Source organism: Dyella marensis, assembly GCF_049532885.1.
Lineage (GTDB): Bacteria > Pseudomonadota > Gammaproteobacteria > Xanthomonadales > Rhodanobacteraceae > Dyella_D > Dyella_D marensis.
Genome location: NZ_CP064029.1, coordinates 1,977,882 through 2,000,706 on the forward strand (window position 1 = coordinate 1,977,882; position 22,825 = coordinate 2,000,706).

Annotated in this window: 25 protein-coding genes, 1 tRNA gene and 1 other RNA gene; 19 read left to right on the forward strand and 8 right to left on the reverse strand. The window is 69.7% G+C overall.

What is annotated here, in order from left to right:
• Positions 1 to 192 precede the first annotated feature (192 nt).
• From ISN75_RS08710 to lpxK, 4 genes are read left to right on the forward strand one after another with little or no spacing between them, the layout of a single operon-like run.
• Positions 193 to 831 (forward strand): MotA/TolQ/ExbB proton channel family protein, encoded by a 639-nt coding sequence (locus ISN75_RS08710; protein WP_167257628.1) that lies wholly within the window; start codon positions 193 to 195, stop codon positions 829 to 831.
• Positions 832 to 837: 6 nt separating this feature from the next.
• Positions 838 to 1,266: an ExbD/TolR family protein gene (locus ISN75_RS08715; protein ID WP_167257629.1), complete on the forward strand. Its 429-nt coding sequence runs from the start codon at positions 838 to 840 to the stop codon at positions 1,264 to 1,266.
• 44 nt (positions 1,267 to 1,310) lie between these two features.
• A complete protein-coding gene (gene msbA, locus ISN75_RS08720) occupies positions 1,311 to 3,083 on the forward strand; it encodes a lipid A export permease/ATP-binding protein MsbA (RefSeq protein WP_343820699.1) in 1,773 nt (590 codons plus the stop codon).
• Positions 3,084 to 3,090: 7 nt separating this feature from the next.
• The gene (gene lpxK / locus ISN75_RS08725) at positions 3,091 to 4,074 is read left to right on the forward strand and encodes a tetraacyldisaccharide 4'-kinase (protein WP_343820686.1); all 984 of its coding nucleotides are present in this window, start codon (positions 3,091 to 3,093) and stop codon (positions 4,072 to 4,074) included.
• A 152-nt stretch (positions 4,075 to 4,226) separates the two neighbouring features.
• Here lpxK and ISN75_RS08730 read toward each other — a convergent pair whose 3' ends face one another.
• Positions 4,227 to 4,730, reverse strand: coding sequence for a glycine zipper 2TM domain-containing protein (locus ISN75_RS08730; RefSeq protein ID WP_279589784.1), 504 nt, complete (start codon positions 4,728 to 4,730; stop codon positions 4,227 to 4,229).
• Positions 4,731 to 4,863: 133 nt separating this feature from the next.
• Here ISN75_RS08730 and ISN75_RS08735 point away from each other — a divergent pair, with 133 nt between their 5' ends.
• Positions 4,864 to 5,262, forward strand: a complete 399-nt coding sequence (locus ISN75_RS08735; RefSeq protein ID WP_343820688.1) for a DUF6165 family protein — start codon at positions 4,864 to 4,866, stop codon at positions 5,260 to 5,262.
• A 95-nt stretch (positions 5,263 to 5,357) separates the two neighbouring features.
• On the opposite strand, the gene ISN75_RS08740 is transcribed toward ISN75_RS08735, so the two are convergent.
• Complete coding sequence (locus ISN75_RS08740; protein ID WP_343820690.1) at positions 5,358 to 6,410, reverse strand: glycosyltransferase family 9 protein; 1,053 nt, start codon at positions 6,408 to 6,410, stop codon at positions 5,358 to 5,360.
• Positions 6,411 to 6,457: 47 nt separating this feature from the next.
• Between ISN75_RS08740 and ISN75_RS08745 the strand changes: the two genes are divergently transcribed.
• From ISN75_RS08745 to ISN75_RS08780, 8 genes are all read left to right on the forward strand, one after another.
• A complete protein-coding gene (locus ISN75_RS08745) occupies positions 6,458 to 7,204 on the forward strand; it encodes a 3-deoxy-D-manno-octulosonic acid kinase (RefSeq protein ID WP_343820692.1) in 747 nt (248 codons plus the stop codon).
• 31 nt (positions 7,205 to 7,235) lie between these two features.
• The gene (locus tag ISN75_RS08750; RefSeq protein ID WP_343820693.1) at positions 7,236 to 7,994 is read left to right on the forward strand and encodes an MBL fold metallo-hydrolase; all 759 of its coding nucleotides are present in this window, start codon (positions 7,236 to 7,238) and stop codon (positions 7,992 to 7,994) included.
• Between the two features lie 97 nt (positions 7,995 to 8,091).
• Positions 8,092 to 8,184: transfer RNA gene (locus ISN75_RS08755), tRNA-Ser, on the forward strand.
• Between the two features lie 73 nt (positions 8,185 to 8,257).
• Positions 8,258 to 8,354: signal recognition particle sRNA small type (gene ffs, locus ISN75_RS08760), an RNA gene on the forward strand.
• A gap of 200 nt (positions 8,355 to 8,554) precedes the next feature.
• Positions 8,555 to 10,237: a DNA polymerase III subunit gamma/tau gene (dnaX, locus tag ISN75_RS08765; protein ID WP_423385146.1), complete on the forward strand. Its 1,683-nt coding sequence runs from the start codon at positions 8,555 to 8,557 to the stop codon at positions 10,235 to 10,237.
• A gap of 27 nt (positions 10,238 to 10,264) precedes the next feature.
• Entirely contained in the window at positions 10,265 to 10,588 is a 324-nt protein-coding gene (locus ISN75_RS08770) for a YbaB/EbfC family nucleoid-associated protein (protein WP_167257581.1), read from the forward strand.
• Between the two features lie 5 nt (positions 10,589 to 10,593).
• Positions 10,594 to 11,187 (forward strand): recombination mediator RecR, encoded by a 594-nt coding sequence (gene recR / locus ISN75_RS08775; protein WP_167257582.1) that lies wholly within the window; start codon positions 10,594 to 10,596, stop codon positions 11,185 to 11,187.
• A 25-nt stretch (positions 11,188 to 11,212) separates the two neighbouring features.
• Positions 11,213 to 11,557 carry a histidine triad nucleotide-binding protein gene (locus tag ISN75_RS08780; protein ID WP_167257583.1) on the forward strand — a complete coding sequence of 115 codons (345 nt, stop codon included), beginning with the start codon at positions 11,213 to 11,215 and terminating at the stop codon, positions 11,555 to 11,557.
• A gap of 67 nt (positions 11,558 to 11,624) precedes the next feature.
• On the opposite strand, the gene ISN75_RS08785 is transcribed toward ISN75_RS08780, so the two are convergent.
• From ISN75_RS08785 to ISN75_RS08800, 4 genes are read right to left on the reverse strand one after another with little or no spacing between them, the layout of a single operon-like run.
• Positions 11,625 to 12,212 (reverse strand): Slp family lipoprotein, encoded by a 588-nt coding sequence (locus ISN75_RS08785; RefSeq protein WP_167257584.1) that lies wholly within the window; start codon positions 12,210 to 12,212, stop codon positions 11,625 to 11,627.
• 59 nt (positions 12,213 to 12,271) lie between these two features.
• Positions 12,272 to 14,278, reverse strand: coding sequence for a DUF3488 and transglutaminase-like domain-containing protein (locus tag ISN75_RS08790; protein ID WP_343820169.1), 2,007 nt, complete (start codon positions 14,276 to 14,278; stop codon positions 12,272 to 12,274).
• A complete protein-coding gene (locus ISN75_RS08795; protein WP_167257632.1) occupies positions 14,275 to 15,231 on the reverse strand; it encodes a DUF58 domain-containing protein in 957 nt (318 codons plus the stop codon). The genes ISN75_RS08790 and ISN75_RS08795 overlap by 4 nt, the downstream gene beginning before the upstream one ends.
• A gap of 11 nt (positions 15,232 to 15,242) precedes the next feature.
• Positions 15,243 to 16,184: an AAA family ATPase gene (locus ISN75_RS08800; protein WP_167257586.1), complete on the reverse strand. Its 942-nt coding sequence runs from the start codon at positions 16,182 to 16,184 to the stop codon at positions 15,243 to 15,245.
• Between the two features lie 40 nt (positions 16,185 to 16,224).
• Between ISN75_RS08800 and ISN75_RS08805 the strand changes: the two genes are divergently transcribed.
• On the forward strand, positions 16,225 to 17,817 hold the full coding sequence (locus tag ISN75_RS08805; protein WP_168647569.1) for a glycosyltransferase family 39 protein: 1,593 nt from the start codon (positions 16,225 to 16,227) through the stop codon (positions 17,815 to 17,817).
• Here ISN75_RS08805 and ISN75_RS08810 read toward each other — a convergent pair.
• Both ISN75_RS08810 and ISN75_RS08815 read right to left on the reverse strand, forming a co-directional pair.
• On the reverse strand, positions 17,814 to 18,398 hold the full coding sequence (locus ISN75_RS08810; protein WP_168647568.1) for a Maf family protein: 585 nt from the start codon (positions 18,396 to 18,398) through the stop codon (positions 17,814 to 17,816). The two genes, ISN75_RS08805 and ISN75_RS08810, sit on opposite strands and share 4 nt — an antisense overlap.
• Positions 18,395 to 18,850: a hypothetical protein gene (locus ISN75_RS08815; RefSeq protein ID WP_208399870.1), complete on the reverse strand. Its 456-nt coding sequence runs from the start codon at positions 18,848 to 18,850 to the stop codon at positions 18,395 to 18,397. Before ISN75_RS08815 ends, ISN75_RS08810 begins: the two co-directional genes overlap by 4 nt.
• A 221-nt stretch (positions 18,851 to 19,071) precedes the next feature.
• Between ISN75_RS08815 and ISN75_RS08820 the strand changes: the two genes are divergently transcribed.
• The 5 genes from ISN75_RS08820 (at position 19,072) to fabG (ending at position 22,779) form a co-directional block, all read left to right on the forward strand.
• Positions 19,072 to 19,548 (forward strand): YceD family protein, encoded by a 477-nt coding sequence (locus ISN75_RS08820; protein WP_167257633.1) that lies wholly within the window; start codon positions 19,072 to 19,074, stop codon positions 19,546 to 19,548.
• Between the two features lie 20 nt (positions 19,549 to 19,568).
• Positions 19,569 to 19,763: a 50S ribosomal protein L32 gene (rpmF, locus tag ISN75_RS08825; RefSeq protein WP_026634454.1), complete on the forward strand. Its 195-nt coding sequence runs from the start codon at positions 19,569 to 19,571 to the stop codon at positions 19,761 to 19,763.
• A gap of 163 nt (positions 19,764 to 19,926) precedes the next feature.
• Positions 19,927 to 20,904, forward strand: coding sequence for a beta-ketoacyl-ACP synthase III (locus tag ISN75_RS08830; RefSeq protein ID WP_167257589.1), 978 nt, complete (start codon positions 19,927 to 19,929; stop codon positions 20,902 to 20,904).
• Positions 20,905 to 21,043: 139 nt separating this feature from the next.
• The gene (fabD, locus tag ISN75_RS08835; RefSeq protein ID WP_167257590.1) at positions 21,044 to 21,991 is read left to right on the forward strand and encodes an ACP S-malonyltransferase; all 948 of its coding nucleotides are present in this window, start codon (positions 21,044 to 21,046) and stop codon (positions 21,989 to 21,991) included.
• 44 nt (positions 21,992 to 22,035) lie between these two features.
• Positions 22,036 to 22,779, forward strand: a complete 744-nt coding sequence (gene fabG, locus ISN75_RS08840) for a 3-oxoacyl-ACP reductase FabG (RefSeq protein WP_167257591.1) — start codon at positions 22,036 to 22,038, stop codon at positions 22,777 to 22,779.
• The last annotated feature ends 46 nt before the right edge of the window (positions 22,780 to 22,825 follow it).

Sequence of the window (22,825 nt, forward strand, 5' to 3'; positions counted from 1 at the left end):
GCGTGGTCCGCGCATGGCGCCGCCACCGCGCCCGCTACTGGCGCGAGCAAGCCCCTGCATGCGCCGGTTTCCAGGCCGTGTGCGATGCATCGCGCATTTGCCACGGGCGCCGCGGAACCGCCGGACGGGACTGCTATGATGCGCCCCTGCAATTCGATCGCATGGGTGGGTGTAGTCGTGCTGGATATCCTGATGGCTGGCGGTTGGGCAATGCTGCCCATCCTGATCTGTTCGGCGATCGCGCTGGCGATCGTGCTGGAGCGCTGCTGGACCCTGCGCCGCAAGTCGGTCCTGCCGCCGGGCCTGGGCGACGAAGTGCGCGAATGGGCGCGCTCGGGCCAGCTCGATCCGGCCCACCTGGCCACCCTCGCCACCGGCTCGCCGCTGGGCGAACTGCTGGCCGCCGCGCTGGCCGTGCGCAACCGTCCGCGCGAGCTGATCAAGGAGCGCATCGAGGACACCGGCCGCCATGTGGTGCACAACATGGAGCGCTACCTCAACACGCTCGGCACCATCGCCCTGATCGGCCCGCTGCTGGGCCTGCTGGGCACCGTGGTCGGCCTGATCCGCATGTTCATGGACGTGATGAAGGGCGGTGTCGGCGATCCGCTGAAGATGGCCGGCGGCATCGGCGAGGCGCTGATCTGCACCGCCAGCGGCCTGGTGGTGGCGATTCCCGCCTACGTGCTGCACCGCTATTTCCGTTCCAGGGTGGCCGGCTACTGCGTGGAGATGGAGAAGCAGACCACCGTGCTGCTGGACGAGCTCACCGTCGCCGCTCCGGCCGCGGCGCGTCCGCGCCGTCCGGCCGCCGAGTCGACCGCGGGCTGACCCGGCATGCGCATCGGCAACGACCGCCGGCAGGACGACTTCGAGATCAATGTGATCTCGCTGATCGACGTATTGCTCACCCTGCTGATGTTCTTCGTACTCACCACCACCTTCGTCCAGCACACGCGAATGCAGGTGACCCTGCCCAAGGCCAGCGCGGACGAGCGCGACATGCAGGCGCCCGCGCTCACCATCGTGGTGGACCGCGACGGGCATTACTACGTCGGCACCGACGAAGTGCTGGGGCAGGGCATCGAACCGCTCAAGCAGGCCATCGCCAACATCGCCGGCGACGACCGCGAACGCCAGGTGACCATCCGCGCCGACGCCATGACGCCGCACCAGAACGTGGTCACCGCGATGGACGCGCTCGGCCAGCTCGGCTTCACCAAGCTGTCCATCGCCACCACGCCGACCCAGGCGGGCTCGCGCTAAATGGGCGCCGAAACAGCGGGCGCCGACGTCATGGGCGCGAACCGGTGAGCAACAAGAAAGCCTCCGTGTGGGATGCCGAGACCTGGCGGACCTACAAGCGCCTGCTCGGCTATACCCGCCGCTACTGGGTGGTAGGCCTGGTCTCGCTGGTCGGCATGGCGCTGGAGAGCGGCTGCCTCGCCGCATTCACCAAGCTGCTGCGGCCGATGATCGACGAGCTGTTCGCGCACAAGGACGCCTACCTGATCTTCTGGATGCCGATCTGGATCATCGGGCTGTTCGTGCTGCGCGGCGTGGCCATCGTGCTGAACGACTACGGCATCGCCTATATCGGCCGCAACGTGGTGCAGAACATCCGCCGCGACGTGTTCGACGCCTATCTGCGCCTGCCGGCGGCCTTCTTCGGCAGCGAGCATTCCGGCCAGCAGGTGTCGCGCATCACCTACACCAGCGAACAGGTGGCGCAGGCCTCCACCGACGCGGTGAAGGTGGCGGTCACCGAAGGGCTGATGATCGTCGGCATGATGTACGTGATGCTCTCGACCAGCGCCTACCTCACCATGGCGCTGCTGATCATGGTGCCGGCGGTGGTGCTGATCGTCACCGTGGTCAGCCGGCGCTACCGCACCATCAGCAAGCGCATCCAGGGCACCATGGGTTCGGTCACCGGCACGGTGGAGGAATCCGTCGGCGCCCATCGCGAGGTGCGCATCTACGGCGGCCAGAAGCGCGAAGCCGAGCGTTTCGAGCAGGTCACCGAGCATTCCAAGCGGCTGAACCTGAAAGTCGCGGTGACCAGCGCGTTCTCCAGCGCCACCATCCAGACCGCGGCGGCGTTCGCGCTGGCCCTGCTGGTATACCTGGGCACGCGGCCGAACGTGATCGACAGCATCTCGCCCGGCGTGTTCATCACCGTGCTCACCTCGATGGGCGGCATGCTGCCTTCGCTCAAGCGCCTCACCGGCGTGCAGGCCAGCGTGCAGCGCGGCGTGGCCGCCTGCGAAGACCTGTTCGGCATCATCGACCTGCCGCCGGAAGTGGACACCGGCACCCGCGTGCTGGAGCGCACCCGCGGCGACATCGTGTTCAACGACGTGCGCCTCACCTATGCGCGCAACGATTTCGAAGCGCTGCGCGGCGTCGACCTGCACTGCCGCCCCGGCACGGTCACCGCCCTGGTCGGCCGCTCCGGCAGCGGCAAGAGCAGCCTGGTCAGCCTGCTGCCGCGCTTCTACGAACCCAGTGCCGGCACCATCGACCTGGACGGCCACGACTACGCCAGCTACACCCTGGCCTCGCTGCGCCGGCAGATCGCCTGGGTGGGGCAGAGCATGGTGCTGTTCGACGGCAGCGTGGCGGAGAACATCGCCTACGGCGAGCTGGAGGGCGCCAGCGAGAAGGACATCGTCGCCGCGGCCGAGGCGGCCAATGCGATGGAATTCATTCAGCGCCTGCCCAAGGGTATCCACAGCCAGATCGGCCAGGCCGGCAACATGCTTTCCGGCGGCCAGCGCCAGCGCATCGCCATCGCCCGCGCGATCCTGAAGAATGCGCCGATCCTGGTGCTGGATGAGGCGACCAGCGCGCTGGATACCGAATCCGAGCGGCTGATCCAGCAGGCGCTGCAGCGCCTGATGCGCGACCGCACCACCCTGGTGATCGCGCACCGCCTGTCCACCATCGAGCACGCCGACCAGATCGCGGTGATGGACCAGGGCCGCATCGTCGAGCGCGGCACGCACGCGGAGCTGCTCGCCCTGAGCGGCCACTACGCCGCGCTGCACCGCATGCAGTTCCACGACAAGGCGAGCGACTGAGGCCGCCGTGGCGCTGGCCGACACGCTAGCCGCGGCCTGGTACGGCAAAGGCGCGGCGCCGTGGTGGACCGCGCCGCTGGCGGGGCTGTACGGCGGCGTCACGCGGCTGCGCCGACGCCTCTATCGAAGCGGCCTGTGGTCCAGCGTGCGCTTGCCGGTACCGGTGCTCGTGGTCGGCAACGTCAGCGTCGGCGGCACCGGCAAGACGCCGCTGACCATCGCGCTGGCCGAAGCGCTGGGCGCGCGCGGTTTCCGTCCGGGTGTGGTGAGCCGCGGTTATGGCGGCACCGAACAAGGACCGCTTCTGCTCGGCGACAAGCCGGACCCCGCGCGCTTCGGCGACGAACCCTGCCTGATCCACGCCGCCGGCACGCCCGTGGCGGTAGGCCGCGACCGCCCCGCGGCAGCGCGCCTGCTGATCGACGCCGGCTGCGACGCGATCCTCGCCGACGACGGCCTGCAGCACTATCGCCTGCGCCGCGACGTGGAAATCTGCGTGATCGACGGCGCCCGCCGCTTCGGCAACCGGCGCTTGCTGCCGGCCGGCCCGCTGCGCGAACCGCTGGCGCGCCTGGACGAAGTGGATTTCCGCGTCTGCAACGGCGGCAGCGCCGAAGCGGGCGAAGTGCCGATGCGCCTCAAAGGCGGCACGGCGCGCGCCTTGCGCGATGGCGTCACCCAATCGTTGGATGCGTTCCGCGGCCAGCGCGTGCATGCGGTGGCCGGCATCGGCAATCCCGAGCGCTTCTTCGACGACCTGCGGGCGCGCGGCATCGAAGTGGTGCAGCATCCATTCCCCGACCACCACGCCTATGTTTCCGGCGAACTGGATTTCGGCGACGGCGCTGCGGTGCTGATGACCGAGAAGGACGCGGTGAAATGCGCGGCGTTGGCGCCTGAGCAGGCGTGGGTTGTGCCGGTGCGGGCCGTGCTGCCCCAGGCGTTCTTCGATGCGGTGGCTGAGAAGCTGGTGGCGGCCCGTCGCAGCTGATCCGCAACGGCAATCCACCGGTCGCGATACCTCTCAGCCGTCATTCCGGCCTGTGCCGGAATGACAGCACGGCGGCCGCGATTTCACCGTCGTGCAAAAAAACGCGGCCGGTGTCGCCACCGGCCGCGCTCTTCGAACCGCATGCGCCGCGCTTACTGCACGCGCACCACGTTGCCGTCCTGGTCCACCTGCACGATGTCGCCCTCGCGGATCGCGCTGGCGTCCGGCACGGTGACGTTGGTGTAGCCGCCGTCGCCCATGCGCAGGCGCAGCGTGAAGCTTTCGCTGCTGCCGCCGCGGCCGATGCGGTTGCCGGCGAAGCCGCCGCCCACCGCGCCGAGCACGGTCGCCGCCTTGCGGCCGTTGCCCTTGCCGACCTGGTTGCCCAGCACGCCGCCGGCGACCGCGCCGATGATCGCGCCGGCGGTGCCGTGGTCGGCGCCCTGGGTGACGGTGCGCTCGATCGACTCGACCGTGCCGCACTGCGTGCAGCGCAGGAAGATGCCGTCGCGGCGGATCAGCACGTTGCCGTTGAGCTGGCCTGCGGCATCGACCGCCGGACGGCGGCTGGTGCTGGAGGACTGCGCGGCGGCGCCCATGGAAGCGAAGGCGAGGGCGGCTGCCAGGGGCAGGATGAGGAGCTGCTTGGTGTTCATTGGATTCTCCCGGTGTAGTGAGGCCCGCACAGTCTATTCGGATCAGCTGAACCATCGGCCAGGTATTGTCTCTATCATGTGCAGCTTGCCGGCGCCGTCCGCGTGCCAGGCCTGTTTTTCGAAGGGAGTTCCCATGAGCCTGATCCTAGTCCCGGTGTCCTACGGTGAGCTGATCGACAAGATCACCATCCTGGAGATCAAGTCCAAGCAGATGACCGACCCGGCCAAGCTGGCCAACGTGCGCAACGAGCTGGATCAGCTCAATACCACCTGGGCCGCCCATCCGGCTGCGGCCACCGACATCGCCGACGAGCGCGCCCGCCTGCTGGCGGTCAACGAAACGCTGTGGGATATCGAAGACCGCATCCGCCTGAAGGAAAAGGCCCAGGCTTTCGACCAGGAGTTCATCGAGCTGGCGCGCGCGGTGTACTTCCGCAACGACGAGCGCGCGGCGGTGAAGCGCGAGATCAACCTGAAGCTGGGCTCGCAGCTGGTGGAAGAGAAGTCGTACAAGGACTACAAGGCCAGCTGAAGCCTTCGTAGCTTGGGGTGAGCCGCAGGCGAACCCCAACATCGGCGTGTCGATGCGCATCGCATGGTTGGGGTTCGCCTGCGGCTCACCCCGACCTACGCCGGTATCTGGCCAGGCATCTCCGCCGCGTACGCCTCGAACCGCTCGATCACGTCGTCGACCTCGATCAGGTCCATCACGCCCGCGTATTCGATCTTGCTGCCCCAGGGAATCTCGCTGGCCGGCTTGCCCAGGTATTTGCGCGCGGCCGCGTCGTACTTGTTCACGCACCAGCGGCGGTCGGAATAGGGGCCCGAGCGGTCCGGGTTGCTTGCCGCATGCAGGCCCAGCACCTTGCAGCCCACCGTATTGGCCATGTGCATCGGGCCGGAATCCGGGGTGAGCAGCAGCGAGGCGCGCGCCAGCATCGCCAGCAGGCGCTTGAGCGTGTCCTTGCCGGTCAGGTCGGTATGCGGCAGGCGGCAGGCGGCCAGCACGGCGTCGGCCATGCTGCGCTCGCCCGGCGAGGGGCCGCCGATCAGCATGACGCGCCAGCCGCGCTGCGCGGCATGGTCCATCACCGCGGCATAGCGCTCCGGGCGCCAGTTGCGCAGCGCGTGGCTGGAGGTGGGGCTGACCAGCAGCACCGGCGCGCCCGGCGGCAGCTGTTCGGCCGCCCAGGCGAGCGCTTCTTCCGGCAGGGGAATATCCCAGCGAACCTCGGTCTGCTGCAGCCCCAGCGGCTCGCAGAAGCTGCCGATCGCCTCCAGCACGTGTTCGCCGGTGCGCGCCGGAATGCGCTCGTTGATGACCAGCCCATGCAGGTCCTTGGCGCGCGCCTTGTCGTAGCCCACGCGGCGTTTCGCCTTGATGCCCAGGCTGAGCAGGTTGGAGCGCATCGCCACCTGCATCTGCAGCAGCGCGTCGAAGCGGCGGCCGCGCAGGGCCTCATGCACGGCGCGCATGCCGGCCCAGCCGGCGCCCTTGTCGAAGGTGACGAAGTCCACGCCGGGCAGGTCGCCGACCAGGCGGCGCTCCAGCTTGCCGACGATCCAGGTCAGCTCCACCTGCGGCCAGGCCCTGCGCAAGGTGTGCACCAGCGGCACGACATGGGTGACGTCGCCGATGGCCGAAGTGCGCAGCAGGCAGATGGAGGTGGGAGCAGGCATGGCGTGGGCTAGAATCAATGATTATCGGATGGGGTGCCGGGTCGCACATGATGGCGCAAGAGCAGGTCCGGACGAAGGCGGGCGGGGCGATTCTGTTCGACCCCACGGTTTCGTCACAAGTCGACGATGACTGGTTCATGCCTAGCCACTGGCGCGAACTGGGCGCCTTGCGCATGCAGACCGGCGGGCGCGGCGGCGTCGCCCTGGTCGGCACGCCGGCGGGCGAGGGCGTGCTGCGCCACTATCGCCGCGGCGGCATGGTGGCCCGGTTCATGGGCGACCGCTATGTGTGGACCGGCGCCGACCGCACGCGCAGCTTCGCCGAGTTCCGCCTGCTCGCCGCGATGGCGCGCGAAGGCCTGCCGGTGCCCGAGCCGATCGCCGCGCGCTACCGGCGCCACGGCCCGTTCTATACCGCCGATCTGATCACCCGCCACGTCCCTTCCGCGCGCACGCTGGCCGAATGCCTGGCCTGGGGCAGCCTCGACGCCGCCCTGGCCGAGCGCACCGGCGACATGATCGCGCGCTTCCACCGCGCGGGCGTGTGGCATGCCGATCTCAACGCGCACAACATCCTGGTGGCGGAGCCGGGCCTGTACCTGATCGATTTCGACCGCGGCGAGCGGCGTGCGCCGGCCGAAGCCTGGCGCACGGCCAACCTGCAGCGCCTGCGCCGTTCGCTGCTCAAGCTGGGCGCGGGCGCCGAAAGCGAGGCGGTGTTCGAGAAGACCGTGTGGCAGCCGCTGGCGCAAAGCTACGCCGCGGCATTCGGCGTCGGCGGCGACGCGCCATGAGCCTGGTTTGCCTGCGCGAGGAAGCGGCCGCATGAACTGGAACCTGCATTTCCTGGGCGTCGGCGCCGCGCATGCGGTGGAGCTGGGCTCTTCGTCCGCGGTACTGGAGCGCGACGGCGCGCCGCTGCTGCTGATCGACTGCGGGCCGGACACGCTGGACCGCTACGTGGCCGCCTACGGGGACGTGCCGCCGGCGCTGTTCATCACGCACACGCATATGGATCACGTCGGCGGCATGGAGCGGCTGTTCTTCCGCCTGTGGTTCGACGAAGCGCGGCGCGGGCGCACCAGGCTGTTCGTGCATGCGGCGCTGATGAGCTGGCTGCAGGCGCGGGTGGCGGACTATCCCGGCGTGCTGGCCGAGGGCGGGGTGAATTTCTGGGAGGCGTTCCAGCTGATTCCCTGCCATCGCGGTTTCTGGCTGGACGGGCAGTGGTTCGACGTATTTCCCACCCGCCACCACCTGCCGCAGACCTCGTTCGGCCTCGCCCTGGGCGGCAGCTTCGCCTATACCGGCGACACGCGGCCGGTGCCGGAGATGCTGGCGCGCTACGCGGCCGGCACCGAGCTGGTGGCGCACGACTGCGGCCTGGTCGGCAATCCCTCGCATACCGGCATCGATGATATCGAGCGCGAATACCCGCAGGCCCTGCGCGGCCGCCTGCGCCTGTACCACTACGGCAGCGTCGCCGACGGTGCGGCGCTGGCCGCCCGCGGCTATGCCATCGCCGCCGCCGGCGAGCGGATCGCGCTGCCGCCGCCGGCTGCGCCACGGCCGGATGCCGGTTGAGGCAGCGCTTGGGGCGGCTTGTCTGGATCGGGGCCTGCCGCTATGATTTCCCCTCTTTGCCGGGCTGGAATGCCCGGCAAGGCGATTTCACCATCGCGGAGAGGTGTCCGAGTGGTTGAAGGAGCACGCCTGGAAAGTGTGTATACGGCTTATCCCCGTATCGCGGGTTCGAATCCCGCCCTCTCCGCCAGTGAAATCGCATGACGGTCCGCGCCTGGCGCAACCGTCGACCAGGGCGACCAGCCCACCGTCTATGGTGACCCCGTCGGTCCCCCCGCGACGATAGTTCGTAAATCCCGCCAGGCCCGGAAGGGAGCAACGGTAGCGAATGATTCGGGTGCCGGGGTGTGGCTGGCGGGGTCGCCGCCTTTTCGGGCTCCGCCACGCGCATTCGCGCCGCCTCCCGTACCGACTTGCCGCAAGCGACCGTGCTGACTTGCCGTAGGCGACTTGGCACAATCGGCCGTCGCCCCAAGTTAGTATCCCGCCACTTCATTCCCGTCCTCGCTGCGCAGCTCCAAAGGGCCGCGCCAGCCCGGCGTCCAGCAGGTTTCCAACGCATGTCCTATCAGGTACTCGCGCGCAAATGGCGCCCCCGCAAGTTCGCCGAACTGGTCGGGCAGGAGCATGTCGTGCGCGCGCTCACCAATGCGCTCGATACCGGCCGCATGCACCACGCCTACCTGTTCACCGGCACGCGCGGCGTGGGCAAGACCACCATCGCGCGCATCTTCGCCAAGTCGCTCAACTGCGAGCGCGGCGAGTCGGCCGATCCCTGCGGCGAGTGCGCGGTGTGCACCGCGGTGGATGCCGGCCGCTTCGTCGACCTGCTGGAGATCGACGCGGCCAGCAACACCGGCGTGGACGACGTGCGCGAGGTGATCGAGAACGCGCAGTACGCGCCGGCGCGCGGACGCTTCAAGGTGTACCTGGTGGACGAGGTGCACATGCTGTCCAAGCCGGCCTTCAACGCGCTGCTCAAGACGCTGGAAGAGCCGCCGCCGCACGTGAAGTTCCTGCTCGCCACCACCGACCCGCAGAAGCTGCCGGTGACGGTGCTGTCGCGCTGCCTCAAGTTCAATCTCAAGCGCCTGCTGCCGGAACAGATCTCCGGGCAGATGCGCCACATCCTCGGCGCCGAAGCCATCGCTTACGAAGACGGCGCCATCGTCGAGCTGGCCCGCGCCGCCGACGGGTCGCTGCGCGACGGCCTGTCGCTGCTGGACCAGGCCATCGCCTACGGCGGCGGCGCGCTCAAGCTGGACGACGTGCGCGCCATGCTGGGCAGCGTCGCGCGCGGCCAGGTGCTGGGCGTGCTCGAGGCGCTCGCTGCGGGCGACGGCGACCAGCTGATGGCCGAATGCGCGCGCATCGCCTCGTTCTCGCCGGATTTCGGCGGCGTGCTCGACGATCTCGCCGCCGTGCTGCACCGCCTGCAGCTGTTGCAGCTGGTGCCGGGCTACCGCTCCGAAGGCGACGGCGACGACGAAGCCGCGCTCGCCGCGCTGGCGGAGCGGCTGGGTCCGGAAGACGTGCAGCTGTACTACCAGATCGCCATCGGCGGCCGCCGCGACCTCGCGCTGGCACCGGATGCGCGCACCGGTTTCGAGATGGCGCTGCTGCGCATGCTGGCGTTCCGCCCGGCGGGTGAGGGCGAGCCCGTGCGCGCCGAACGTCCGGCCGCTGCCGCGCCGCGTCCCGCCGCCGCGCCCGCACCGGCGCGCTCCGCGCCGCCGATGTCCGCGCCTGCGCTGGAACGCCCGGCGCCGCGCGCCGCCGAAGCACCCGCGCCGCGCGTCGAACCCGCAGCCGTGCCGGCGCCCGCGCCGCGCGCCGCACCCGCGCTCGACGCGCGCGGCCTGCCGCACTGGGACAGCCTGATCGAACAGGCCAGCCTGCGCGGCCCGATGGGCCAGCTCGCGCAGAACGCCACCTTGCGCGACCGCGAAGGCTCGACCCTGGTGCTGGCGCTGCAGCCGATGTACATGCACCTGGCGGTGGAGCCGATGGTCGGCCAGATGGAAGAGCGCATCAGCCAGGCGCTGGGCGAACGCATCCGCCTGCGCTTCGTCGACGACCGCTCCAGCGGCGCCGAAACGCCCGCCGCGCGCGCGGCTCATGCGCGCTCGGCCGCGCAGTCGGCCGCCGAACAATCGATCGAGGAAGACCCGCTGGTGCAGTCGCTGCGCAAGGAATTCGGCGCGCGCGTGCTGCCGCAGTCGGTCAAGCCGTTTGAACCCTGATACACCTAAGCCTTCGGAGTACGCGTCATGAGAGGACAGATCGGCCAGCTGATGCAGCAGGCGCAGCGCATGCAGGAAGAAATGAAGCGCGCGCAGGAAGAGATCGCCAAGCTGGAAGTCACCGGCAGTTCCGGCGGCGGCCTGGTCACCGTGGTGATGAGCGGCGCGCATGAAGTGCGCCGCGTGCAGATCGACCGCAAGCTGTTCGCGGACGACCCCGAGATGGCCGAGGACCTGGTCGCCGCGGCGATCAACGACGCCGTCAACAAAGTGGGAGAGGCCAGCAAGAACAAGCTCGGCGGCGTCACTTCCGGCATGAACCTGCCGCCCGGTTTCAAGCTGCCGTTCTAAGCCACGTGAGCAAACTCCTCACCGATTTGATCGAAGCCCTGCGCTGCCTGCCCGGCGTGGGCGGCAAGAGCGCCCAGCGCATGGCCTTCCATCTGCTGGAGCGCGAACGCGAGCGCGGCCTGCGCCTGGCCCAGGTGCTGGAGCAGGCCATGCAGCGCATCGGCAACTGCACGCGCTGCCGCAATTTCAGCGAGGAGCCGGTGTGCTCCCTCTGCGCCAGCAGCAGCCGCGACCGGCAGGTGCTGTGCGTGGTGGAGTCGCCCACCGAGCTGGCGGCGATCGAGCAGGCCACCGGCTACCGCGGCCAGTATTTCGTGCTGCTGGGCCGGCTGTCGCCGCTGGACGGGCTGGGTCCGGAAGAACTGGGCCTGGACCTGCTCACCGAGCGGCTGGCCGAAGGCGAGATCGAGGAAATGGTGATCGCCACCAATCCCACCGTGGAAGGCGAAGCCACCGCGCATTACCTGGCGCAGCTGGCGCGCGCGGCCAAGGTCAAGCCGACGCGGCTGGCGCACGGCGTGCCGCTGGGCGGCGAGCTGGAATACGTCGACCGCAGCACCCTGGCGCATGCCTTCGGCAGCCGCCAGACGCTGGGCTGAAACCATCACAGAAGGAAGCCTGAGCATGGCCGATACGATTTTCGGAAAGATCATCCGGCGCGAGATCCCCGCCGACATCGTCTACGAAGACGAGGACGTGCTGGCCTTCCGCGACCTCAACCCGCAGGCGCCGGTGCACGTGCTGTTCGTACCCAAGCGCGCGATCGCCTCGCTGGACGAAGCCCAGCCCGGCGACGCCGAACTGCTGGGCAAGCTGCTGCTGGCCGCGGCCGCGTATGCGCGCGAGCAGGGCCTGGCCAAGGACGGCTACCGCACGGTGATCAATTGCAACGAGCACGGCGGGCAGACGGTGTTTCATCTGCACGTGCATCTGCTGGCGGGACGGCGCATGCATTGGCCGCCGGGCTGAGCCGCGCGCTACGAGGCATAAAAAAAGCCGGCCCTGGGGCCGGCTTTTTTTGTTTTGGACGTCTGGCTTACTTGCCCCGCGGCACCGCGCGCGGCACCACGATCACCCGCGGCTGGTACCAGAACGGGTCGCCCCACGGACCCCAGCCCGGGCCCCAGTACGGACCGAAGCCCGGACCCCAGAACGGGTCGTAGTAGCCCGGCGGGTAGCGCACGGCGACGCGCTTGGGCCACAGGTAGACAACGTCGGCCTCGACGCGCGGATAGGCGTAGTCGTACTCGCCCACCTTCTGCGACACGGTGCCGTGCAGGGTGCCGGTGACGGTGAGCTCGCGGCCGCGCGAGAACACTTCCGGATCGTAGAAGCCCGAACGGCAGGCCACGAAGCGGCCCTGGCTGTCGTTGTCGGTGGCCATCTTCGGCCGGGCTTCGCTGTCCAGCGGACGCGAGAGCAGGAAGAAGCAGGTTTCCTGCGGGCCGGGTTCGGTCTTGATGATCTCGCCGCCCCAGCGGACCTTGCTGCCGCCGGCGCCACCTTGCTGCGCCTGGGCCGTGGTGATTTCGGTATAGGTGCCCTGCAACGGCTGGGGGATGGTTGCGCAGGCCGCCAGCGTAGCCGTCACGGCTGCGGTAGCGAGGAACTTGTAGGTGGACATGACCGCTTTCTCCATGATCGGGCGGATCTTCCGTGATCCGAAACATTCAGTCGTTCGGTTCATTTGACCACGTGTCGGGGTCTGAATTCCCGCACCGCCCGGCGGAACCGTCGCAGGGGATCGGGCGGCGGGGTTTGATGGGCATAGCGCAGGTCGAGGTAGCTCCTCATCAGTTGATCCAGCTGCGCGCGCTGGCCGGGCAGAGCCCGGGCCGCGCGCTGCAGGTAATGCTGCGGGCCCTCGCTGCTCCTGCGCGCCACGCCGGCCGAGGCCAGCTTGCGCTCCAGCGTGCGCAGCGCGGCCCGCAGGGGGTCTTCGTCGCGCCGCCGCCACAGGGCCCAGGCCAGGCCGAGCAGGGCGAACGCCACGCTGCTGGCCGCCAGCAGCACGCTCAGGGTCATCGTATCCGTGTTGCGGACGCCGAATGGCGTGAGGAGCCCGCGTTGCCTGAGTGCGTCGAAGCCGATAACGCCTTCGCTCCACCAATGGTTGACGACGTCCCAGCGGTTGCGCAGGTCGCGCAGCCAGGCCGCGCCCTGCCATTCGGACTGGCCCGCGGCGGCGGCTGCCGCCGCGGCGCCCAGGCTGACCCGCTCCGGCCGCACCGCGGCGGTGGGGTCGATGCGCACCCAGCCGCGGCCGTCCAGCCATACCTCGCTCCAGGCATGCGCGTCGGACTGGCGCACCAGCAGGTACTGGCCGAGCTTGTTCCAGTAGCCGCCCTGGTAGCCGGTGACGACGCGCGCCGGCACGCCGGCGGCGCGCATCAGCACGGTGAAGGCCGAGGCGTAGTGTTCGCAGAATCCTTCGTGGGTGCCGAACAGGAAATCGTCCACCGCGTCGCGGCCCAGCGGCGCGGGCGCCAGGGTGTAGCTGAAGCCGCCGTCGTGGAACAGCGACAGCGCCGCGGCCACGATGGCCGCATCGCGGGTGCCGTAGGCCTGCTTCCACTGCGCCGCCAGGGCCAGCGCGCGCGGATTGAAACCCTCGGGCAGCTGCAGCGCGCGACGCCGCGCAAAGTCGTCCAGCTCCGGCTGCAGGCGGTAGCGCACGGCCGAGCGCAGTTCGTAGGTAAGCGGATCCTGCACCGGCTTGCTGCTGGTGATGTCGTGGTCGCTGCCCAGGGTGGCATTCGGCGGTGCTTCCAACGGCACGTCCAGCGCCGGCAGCACGCGCTGGCTGGTCGGTTCCAGCGCGATGCGGTAGCCGATGCTGTCGATGGCTTCCACCGGCACCGGCGCACGGCCGCTCGGCACGCTGTTCCAGCGGCGGCCGTCGTAATGCGACATCACATAGGCGCGGAAATAGCGCTGCTCCGGTGCGGGCACGCCCTGGTCGAAGCTGGCGCGCAGGGCGGGGCGGTCGTCGGTAAGCAAGTCGACGAAATCGCCCGGGGACATCCCATCGCTCAAGCCCGTGCGCGCCTGCCCCGACGGCGGCGCGCCCCACAGCGGCGATTCCAGCCGCGGCACCAGCACGAAGGCCAGCAGCGACAGCGGCAGTGCCGCGGCGAGCAGGCCCAGCGCCGGCAGCAGTTCGCGCGGCAGGCTGGTGGGCAGGCGCGCCGGCTGCAGCGCGCGCAGGCTGGCGACCGCCGGCAGCAGGCCCAGCGCCACCACGAAGGTGGCGACCATGCCCTGGTCCGACAGCAGCGCGGCCATCAAGGTGAAGCAGGCGAAGGCCACGGCGACCTTGGCGTCGCGCGCCGTCTCGGTCTCCAGCAGCTTCAGCACCAGCAGGCCTACGGCCAGGGCGGAGCCGGGCTCGCGTCCGAAGATGTTGCCGTAGTGGAAGATCACCGTGGCCGCGAGCAGCACCACCAGCGGCAGCTTCAGATAGACCGGCGCGCGCCCCGGCTTGCGGCGGCGCTGCCACCAGCGCAGCGCCAGCACCGCCATCAGGGCGGCATCCAGCCAGGGCGGCAGATGGATGGCGTGCAGCACCAGCACCACCGCGGCGGTGAGGCAGAGCAGGTCGAAGACGCGCGTATCGAGCGGCGCTTCGTCGCGCTTGCGGCGGAACAGGCCGAACGTTTTCGCTTCCGCGTTGTTCGATGCCGGGTTCATGGCAGCTTCGCCAGCGCATTCATGCAGCGCGCGTAATGCGCGGGGCCGGCGCCATGGCCGATCTCCTCGCCGGGCAGCCACAGGCTGGACGGCACGCCGCGGGCCTCGGCCTCGCCCAGCCAGCGGGCCAGGCGGGAGATGCGCGATTCGCTGTCCAGGTGCTTCAGGTCGCGCCAGTCCAGCCGCCATTCCAGGCGCGGGCGCGGCTGCTCGAAATCCTTCACCAGCAGGCCTTCGTGCCGCGCACTGGCTTTCCACGCGATGCGCCGCTGCGAATCGCCCGCGCGGTAGTCGCGCAGCGCGGCGAGGTCGTCGCCGTGATGCAGCCGCTGATGGGTGGGGTCGTCGGTGGGCGAGCGCGGCGGCGGTCCTTCCGCTTCCGGGCGCGGCCATACCAGCACCGACATGTCCGGATACAGCCAGCTCCACGCGCGGAACAGGCCGAGCGGCCAGCTCGTCCACAGCTGGATGCGCGGCAGCTGCTGCCAGCCGCGGCGGTCGGTCTGCAGCGCGATCTCCACCGGTAGCTGCTGATGCGCACGGACCGCGAAGGCCTGCATCCGGCCGTCCATTTCCACCCGGATCGCCTGGCGCGCGCGCACGCCGGCATCCACGTGCAATTGCAGGGTCAGCGCTTCGCCGGCGGTGGCGTGGCCGGCCTGGATCGCGGTGAGGCGCAGGCCGTCGAGCGCGCGGAACGCGACCAGCATGCTCGCCGTGCACGCCGCGGCCAGCATGCAGGTGAGCAGCAGGGCGGCGTTGTTGGCGTAGTTGAGCGCGCCGGCCAGCATGATCATCAGCAGCACGCCGAACGCCGCGCCCAGCCCGCTGGGCACGATATAGATGCGGCGCCGGTGCAGTTCGACTGGCAGGCTTTCCGGACGGCGGTAGCGGGTGAGCGCCGGCAGCCGGCGCTCGGCCCATTGCTGAAAGCGGCGGTAGGTGTCGGCCACGCCCATGGCCATCAATCCACCGCCACCTCGGCAAGCAGCTGGCGCGCGAGCGCGTCGCCGTTGGCGCCGCGGGCGGGTACCAGGCGGTGGCCGGCCAGCGGCACGAACAGTGCCTGGATGTCTTCCGGCAGCACGTGCCCGCGGCCGGACAGCATGGCCCAGGTGCGCGAGGCATTGAGCAGGGCCAGGCCGGCGCGTGGCGACAGGCCCACGCGGATTTCCGCATGGCGGCGGCTGGCGGCCAGTAGCGCCTGCAGATAGTCGAGCAGGGCCGGGCTGGCGGTGATCGCCTGCGCCTGGCGATGCAGGGTGGACAGCGCGGGGCCGTCCAGCTTGGGGCTGAGCTGGGCCAGCAGGTCGCGGCGGTCGCTGCCGGTGAGCAGGGCGCGTTCGGCGGCGGCGTCGGGATAGTCCAGCGAGACGCGCAGCATGAAGCGGTCCAGCTGCGAATCCGGCAGCGGGAAGGTGCCGGCCAGGTCCAGCGGATTCTGCGTGGCCACCACGAAGAACGGCTGCGGCAAGGTGTGCGTCTGGCCGTCCACGGTGACCTGGCCCTCGGCCATCGCCTCGAGCAGCGCGCTCTGCGTCTTCGGCGTGGCGCGGTTGATCTCGTCGGCCAGCAGCAGGCCGGTGAAGATCGGGCCGGGGTGGAAACGGAACTGGCCGGTCTCGCGCTCGTAGACGCTCACCCCGATAATGTCCGACGGCAACAGGTCGCTGGTGAACTGCACGCGCTGGAAGTCCAGCGCAAAACTTGCGGCGAGCGCATGCGCGAGGGTGGTCTTGCCCACGCCCGGCACGTCTTCCAGCAGCAGGTGGCCGCCGGCGATCAGGCAGGTGAAAGCCAGCTTGACCTGGCGCGGCTTGCCGAGCAGCACCTGGTTGACCTGCGCCATGGCGGCGTCGAGGCGGGAGTGCAGGGCGTCATCGTGGAGTGGAGTGATCGCGGACATGGCAACGCGCAGAGGGATGAGATGGGGCAGGGCATGAGCCATGCATGATCGCGGCAGTGTAGCCCCGGGCCTCGCGCGCTGGCGAGGCGCGTTTCTCATTGCCTTTCTTGTGCTGCTTGGGGCACGTATTGCGGTCGCCGCGCAACTGGCGCCGTTCGGCGACGAGGCGTTCTATTGGCAGGAGAGCCGGCATCCGGCCTGGGGCTACAGCGACCTGCCGCCGTTCACCGCGTGGATGATCCGCCTCGGCGAAGCGCTTGCCGGCCATGGCGTGCTCGGCATGCGCTGGCCGTTCCTGCTGGTGGGCAGCGCGCTGCCGTGGCTGGTGGTCGCGTTCGCCCGCCGCGCTTTCGATGCGCGCGCCGGCTGGCAGGCCGGCCTGCTGTGCCTGGCGCTGCCGCTGGCCGGCACGCTGGGCGTGATGGCGGTGCCGGACGTGCCGCTGACGGTGGCCAGCATGCTCGCCCTGTTCGCGCTGCTGCGCGCCATGCAGGACGACCGCCTGCGCGACTGGCTGCTGCTCGGCGCGGCGCTGGCCGTGTGCTGGCTGACGCACTACCGCGCGGTGATGCCGATGCTGGCCGGGCTGGGCCTGCTGCTGCTGACGCCGCGCGGACGCCTGCAATGGCGCCGGCCGGGATTCTGGATCGCGTTGGTGCTGTCGCTGCTGGGGCTGATTCCGCTGGCGGTTTCCAACTGGCAGCAGCGCGGCGCGGGCCTGGCGTTCCAGGTGGTGGAGCGCAATCCGTGGAGCTTCCATGCCGATGCGCTGGTGCAGCCGCTGGAACAGGCCGCCGCATGTACGCCGCTGCTGTACGGCCTGCTGTTGTGGGCGGCGTGGCGCAGCTGGCGGCGGCGCGGCGAAGGGGCGCCGTGGGATCTGATCGCGATCGCTTCGCTGTGCTTCGTGCTGCTGTATTTCGTACTCGGCCTGTTTGCCGACGACGAGCGTTTCCGCGCGCACTGGCCGCTGCCGGGTTATCTGCCGCTGCTGGGCGCCTTGCCGGTGTTGCTGCGGCCATTGTGGGGAAGGCGCTGGATCCGGTGGGTCACCATCGCGGCGGTGGGCATGGCGCTGTTCGGGCATTTGAGCGGACTGGCCTATCTGGGCATGGCGGCGAGCGAGCGCGGCGCGACGGCGCTGGCCGGCGTCAAGGCATTTCCTGCGCGCTTCGTGGGCTGGCGCGAGAGCGGCGATGCAGCGCGCGCTTTGCTCGCTGCGCATCCGGGTGTGCTGGTGGCCGACAATTTCATGCTGGCTTCGGAGCTCGAATTCCAGCTCGACGGCGCGGTGCCGGTGTATGCGCTGGACAGTCCGCTCAATACCAAGCACGGGCGCGCGCCGCAGCTCGCGGTATGGCATCGCGACGAAGCCGCGCTGCGCCAGGCGCAGGCCGGTGCACCGATGCTGCTGGCGGTCGACGAAACCTCGCTGCGTATCCGCGAGCGTTCCGACTGGCTCGGTTCGCTGTGCAAGCGCATCGATAATCCGCAACCGCTGCAACGGCTGGATCTGTTCGACGGACGCAAGCGCATCGCTTTCTATGCCGGGCGCGTGCCGGTGGCGGGATCGGCGCCAGTGGCGCCGGGCAACTGCGTGATCTGGCGCGAAGGTGCCGCGTCGTTCCGTTAGGGCAGCGCGACGCCGGCCGTGCGCAGCAGCCGCGCGAGCGCGATCAGCGGCAGGCCGATCAGGGCGGACGGGTCTTCGTTGTCGATGCGCTCGAACAGGCTGATGCCCAGCCCTTCGCATTTGAAACTGCCGGCGCAGTCCAGCGGCTGTTCGCGTTCGACGTAGCGGGCGATTTCATCCGCGCCCAGCACGCGGAACTGCACGCGGGTGCGGTCGACATGCACGTGCCGCTCGCCGCTGCGCGTATCGAACAGGCACAGCGCGGTGTGGAACTGCACGCTGCGGCCGGAACTGGCGGCCAGCTGTTCGCGGGCGAGCTCTGGCGTGCCGGGTTTGTCCAGCATCCGTCCGTCCAGTTCGGCGACCTGGTCCGAACCGATCACCAGCGCGTTGTGCAGCCCCTGCGCGCAGGCTTCGGCCTTGGCCACGGCCAGGCGCAGGGCGCGGGCGTCCGGGGCTTCGCCGGGCAGGGCGGTTTCGTCGGTGCCGGGGGCGCGCTGTTCGAACTCCGGGCAGAGCCGGCGCAGCAGGTCGGCGCGGTAGCGCGAGGTGGAACCCAGCACCAGGCGGGGCGGGCTCATGCTTGAGGATCGCGCTGGATGTGCTCGCGCATGGCGTCGTCCAGCGCGTGCTGCGCGTCGTTCAGCGCTTCCAGCAGGGGCGCCAGGCGGCTGCGCGTCTCGGCCATCGCCGCGACGGCCTGGTTGAGCTGGTCCTGGGTGGCGTGGGGCGCCTGGTCGCGGATCCAGATGCGCTGCTGCAGCAGGGAGCGCAGGCCGGCCTCGATCGCCTGGCGGGCTTCCTGTTCGCTGGCGGCGGGCTTGTCCGGATTGAGCGACATCACCGCATGGGCCTGCTGCAGGCCGGCGCGGCAGGTCTTCAGGTCCGCTTCCAGCCGGTCGGCCACGTCGAGCAGCTCGTGCAGGCTGTCCGAGCGGCGGTTGCCGCGGCGCCGCAGCCAGAGGCTGCCGCCCGTGACGATCACGGCGAATACGAAGAAGGTGGCCAGGCCGTACGTCAGGAGGTCATTCACGTGAGACGGAGCGGCTCGGCGGCGTGGGAGGGCGCAGTCTGCCGCATGGGGCCCGTTCAGGCAAAACGCCCGGACGGACTTGAAGCACAATAATGAAGCCGGGCAGCCTATGTGGCCGCCGCGCCCGGCCAGGTAAACAAGATGTTGACTTGGACCGGCCGCAAACCTATGATTTCGCGATTATGTCCGTGACACTGCCAGAGTCCGTGGACGCTTGGCGCATGGTCTCGGCGCGGCGTTCGTTCAAGGGAGCCTTGCCCATCGCCGCCATGCGGCGCCTGAGCGAAGCCCTCGCCGGTACCGAAGGCGAGGCCCGGTTCGAGCTGGATTTCGGTCGTGACGAGTTCGACAACGCGTACCTCGACGTACGCGTCGAAGCGCCGCTCGCCGTGATCTGTCAGCGTTCCCTGGAGCCCTTCGTGCTCCCGGTGAATGTGGATACCCGGCTCGGCCTGATCCGTTTCGAGCGCGAAGAAGCAGCCTTGCCTCCGGGCAGCGAGCCGCTCCTGATCGCCGAGGACGGCAAGCTGGCCCTCGCGGACGTGATCGAAGACGAATTGCTGTTGGCGCTGCCGCTGATCCCGGTCAATCCGGACAGCACGCTGCCCGACGATGTAGTGCCCCCATCGCCCGAAGAGGATTCGGTCGAGGGACGTTCCGATAACCCGTTCGCGATCCTGCGCGAACTCAAGAAATAACGCTTAGCTGGAGACTCGCCATGGCCGTTGCCAAGAGCCGCAAGACCCCGTCCACCCGCGGCATGCGTCGTTCGCACGATGCGCTGAAGACCGTGCAGCTCGCCACCGATCCGACCAGCGGCGAAGTGCATCGTCGCCACCACGTCACCAAGGATGGCTACTACCGCGGCAAGAAGGTCATCGACACCAATACTTCGGTGGTCGAAGAGGACTGAGCGCTCCCGCGGGGGCTTTACGCTCCTAAAGGATCCGGTTCTGCAAGGCGGCGCGGTGACGCGCCGCTTTGCGTTTAGGCGCTCACGAACGTAACTTTGCGGTCTTGGTGCGGGCAGTCTCCCAGCGTGGGCGGCGCTCCGTGCCGTTTCCCACGGACAGTCCATGGCCCAGATCTATTCCCGCATCATCGCCACCGGCAGCGCGCTGCCGGAGCGTGTCGTCACCAATGCCGACCTGGAGAAGTTCGTCGATACCAGCGACGAATGGATCCGCGAACGCACCGGCATCCGCCAGCGCCACATCGCCGCCGACGGCGAGACCACCGGCGACCTGGCCACCCAGGCCGCGCAGCGCGCGCTGGAGGCGGCGGGCGTGAAGGCCTCCGAGCTCGACCTGATCGTGATGGGCACCACCACGCCCGACATCATCTTCCCGTCCACCGCCTGCCTGGTGCAGCACCGGCTGGGCGCGAACGGCTGCGCGGCGTTCGACGTCAATGCGGCCTGCTCGGGCTTCGTCTATGCGCTGGGCGTGGCCGACAAGTTCATCCGCAGCGGCCATTCCAAGAAGGTGCTGGTGATCGGCGCCGAAACGCTCACCCGCATGCTGGACTGGGACGACCGCACCACCTGCGTGCTGTTCGGCGACGGCGCCGGCGCCGTGGTGCTGGAGGCCTCCTCGGAGCCCGGCATCTACGCCACCTGCCTGCATGCCGACGGCGGCCACAAGGAGCTGCTGTACAACCCGGTCGGCGTGTCGGTCGGCTTCAAGGCCGACGAGAAGAACCACGGCGTGCTGGTGCGCATGGCCGGCCGCGAAGTGTTCAAGGTCGCGGTAAAGACGCTGGACGCGCTGGTCGAGGAAACCCTCGGCGCCGCCGGCATGGACGCGTCCGAGCTGGACTGGCTGATCCCGCACCAGGCCAACCTGCGCATCATCGAAGCCACCGCCAAGCGCCTGGCCATGCCGATGGACAAGGTCATCGTCACGGTGGACAAGCACGCCAACACCTCGGCCGGCTCGGTGCCGCTGGCGCTGGACTACGCGGTGCGCTCGGGCAAGGTGCAGCGCGGCCAGAACCTGCTGCTGGAAGCGTTCGGCGGCGGCTTCACCTGGGCCTCGGCGCTGCTGCGCTACTGAGGCTTCCCGCGAAACGTTTCAAACGCATGCCGCCTCCGGGCGGCATGCGCATTTCAGGGGTGCCGCCACCGGAATACGGCTGCGTACGGCCGGCGTTGCTGGCACCATTCCGCTTTTCCCCGACGGAATCCGTTCCTGCATGACTCAGCACGCTGCCTCGCTCGCATTCGTCTTCCCCGGCCAGGGCTCGCAATCCGTGGGCATGCTGGCGGAACTGGCCGCCGCCCATGCGGAAGTGCAGGCCGCTTTCGACGAGGCCTCGCAGGGCGCCGGCGTCGACCTGTGGGCGCTGAGCCAGCAGGGGCCGGAAGAAGCCTTGAACCGCACCGAGAACACCCAGCCCGCGCTGCTGGCTGCCAGCGTTGCCGTGTGGCGCGTGTGGCGCAAGCTCGGCGGCGCGCTGCCGGCGCAGCTGTCCGGGCATAGCCTGGGCGAATACAGCGCCCTGGTCTGCGCCGGCGCGCTGTCGCTGCACGACGCGGCCGCCCTGGTCGCCGAGCGCGGCCGCCTGATGCAGGCCGCGGTGCCGCCGGGCGTGGGCGCGATGGCCGCCGTCCTGGGCGGCGACGACGCGCAGATCGCGGCCGTCTGCGAGGAAGTGGCGCAGGGGCAGGTGGTGTCGCCGGCCAACTTCAATTCGCCGGGCCAGCTGGTGATCGCCGGCCACGCCGAAGCGGTGGACCGCGCGCTGGCGCGCCTCGCCGAACTGGGCGTGAAGAAGACCATCAAGCTCGCCGTGTCGGTGCCGTCGCACTGCGCGCTGATGAGCGACGCCGCCGACCAGCTCGGCGAGCGCATGGCGAAGCTGGACTGGCAGCTGCCATCCATTCCGGTGATCCAGAACGCCGAGGCGCGCGCCTATGGCCAGCTCGAGGACATCCGCGCCGCGCTGCAGCGCCAGCTCTACCTGCCGGTGCGCTGGACCGAATGCGTGCAGGCGCTGGCCGCCGGCGGTGCCGTCCGGGCGGCCGAATGCGGCCCGGGCAAGGTGCTGGCCGGCCTGATCAAGCGCATCGACAAGAGCGTGGAAGCGCGCGCCATCGGCACCCCGGCCGAACTCGACGCCGCGCGCGCCGAGTGGGCCTGAGCGCCCACGCCACTCATCACACCAGACCTCAGGAACAAGCAACGATGAGCAAGCCTCTGCAAGGTGAAATCGCCCTCGTCACCGGCGCCAGCCGCGGCATCGGCGCGGCGATCGCCGACGAACTGGCCGCCCAGGGCGCCACCGTGATCGGCACCGCCACCAGCGCAAGCGGCGCCGCCGCGATCGGCGAGCGCCTGGCGCCGCACGGCGGCCAGGGCCGCGTGCTCAATGTGACCGAAACCGGCGCGATCGAAGCGCTGGTGGACGCCATCGGCAAGGAGGTCGGCGCGCTTTCCATCCTGGTCAACAACGCCGGCATCACCCGCGACCAGCTGCTGATGCGCATGCGCGACGAGGACTGGCAGGCCATCCTCGACACCAACCTCACCTCGGTCTACCGCGCCTCCAAGGCGGTGATGCGCGGCATGATGAAGGCGCGCAAGGGCCGCATCGTGTCGATCGCCTCGGTCATCGGCCTCACCGGCAATCCGGGCCAGTCGAACTACGCGGCGGCGAAGGCCGGCATCATCGCGTTCTCCAAGTCGCTGGCGCGCGAGATCGGCAGCCGCGGCATCACCGTCAACGTGGTGGCGCCGGGCTTCATCGACACCGACATGACGCGCGCGCTGCCGGAAGAATCCAAGCAGGCGCTGCTGGGCCAGATCGCGCTGGGCCGCCTGGGCGAAGCGCAGGATATTGCCAAGGCGGTGGCCTTCCTGGCCTCGCCGGCGGCTGCCTACATCACCGGCGAGACGCTGCACGTCAACGGCGGCATGTACATGCCGTAAGGCCGGTTTCCAACGGTCCGGACAGAGCCGTCCCGAGGGGCGGCTC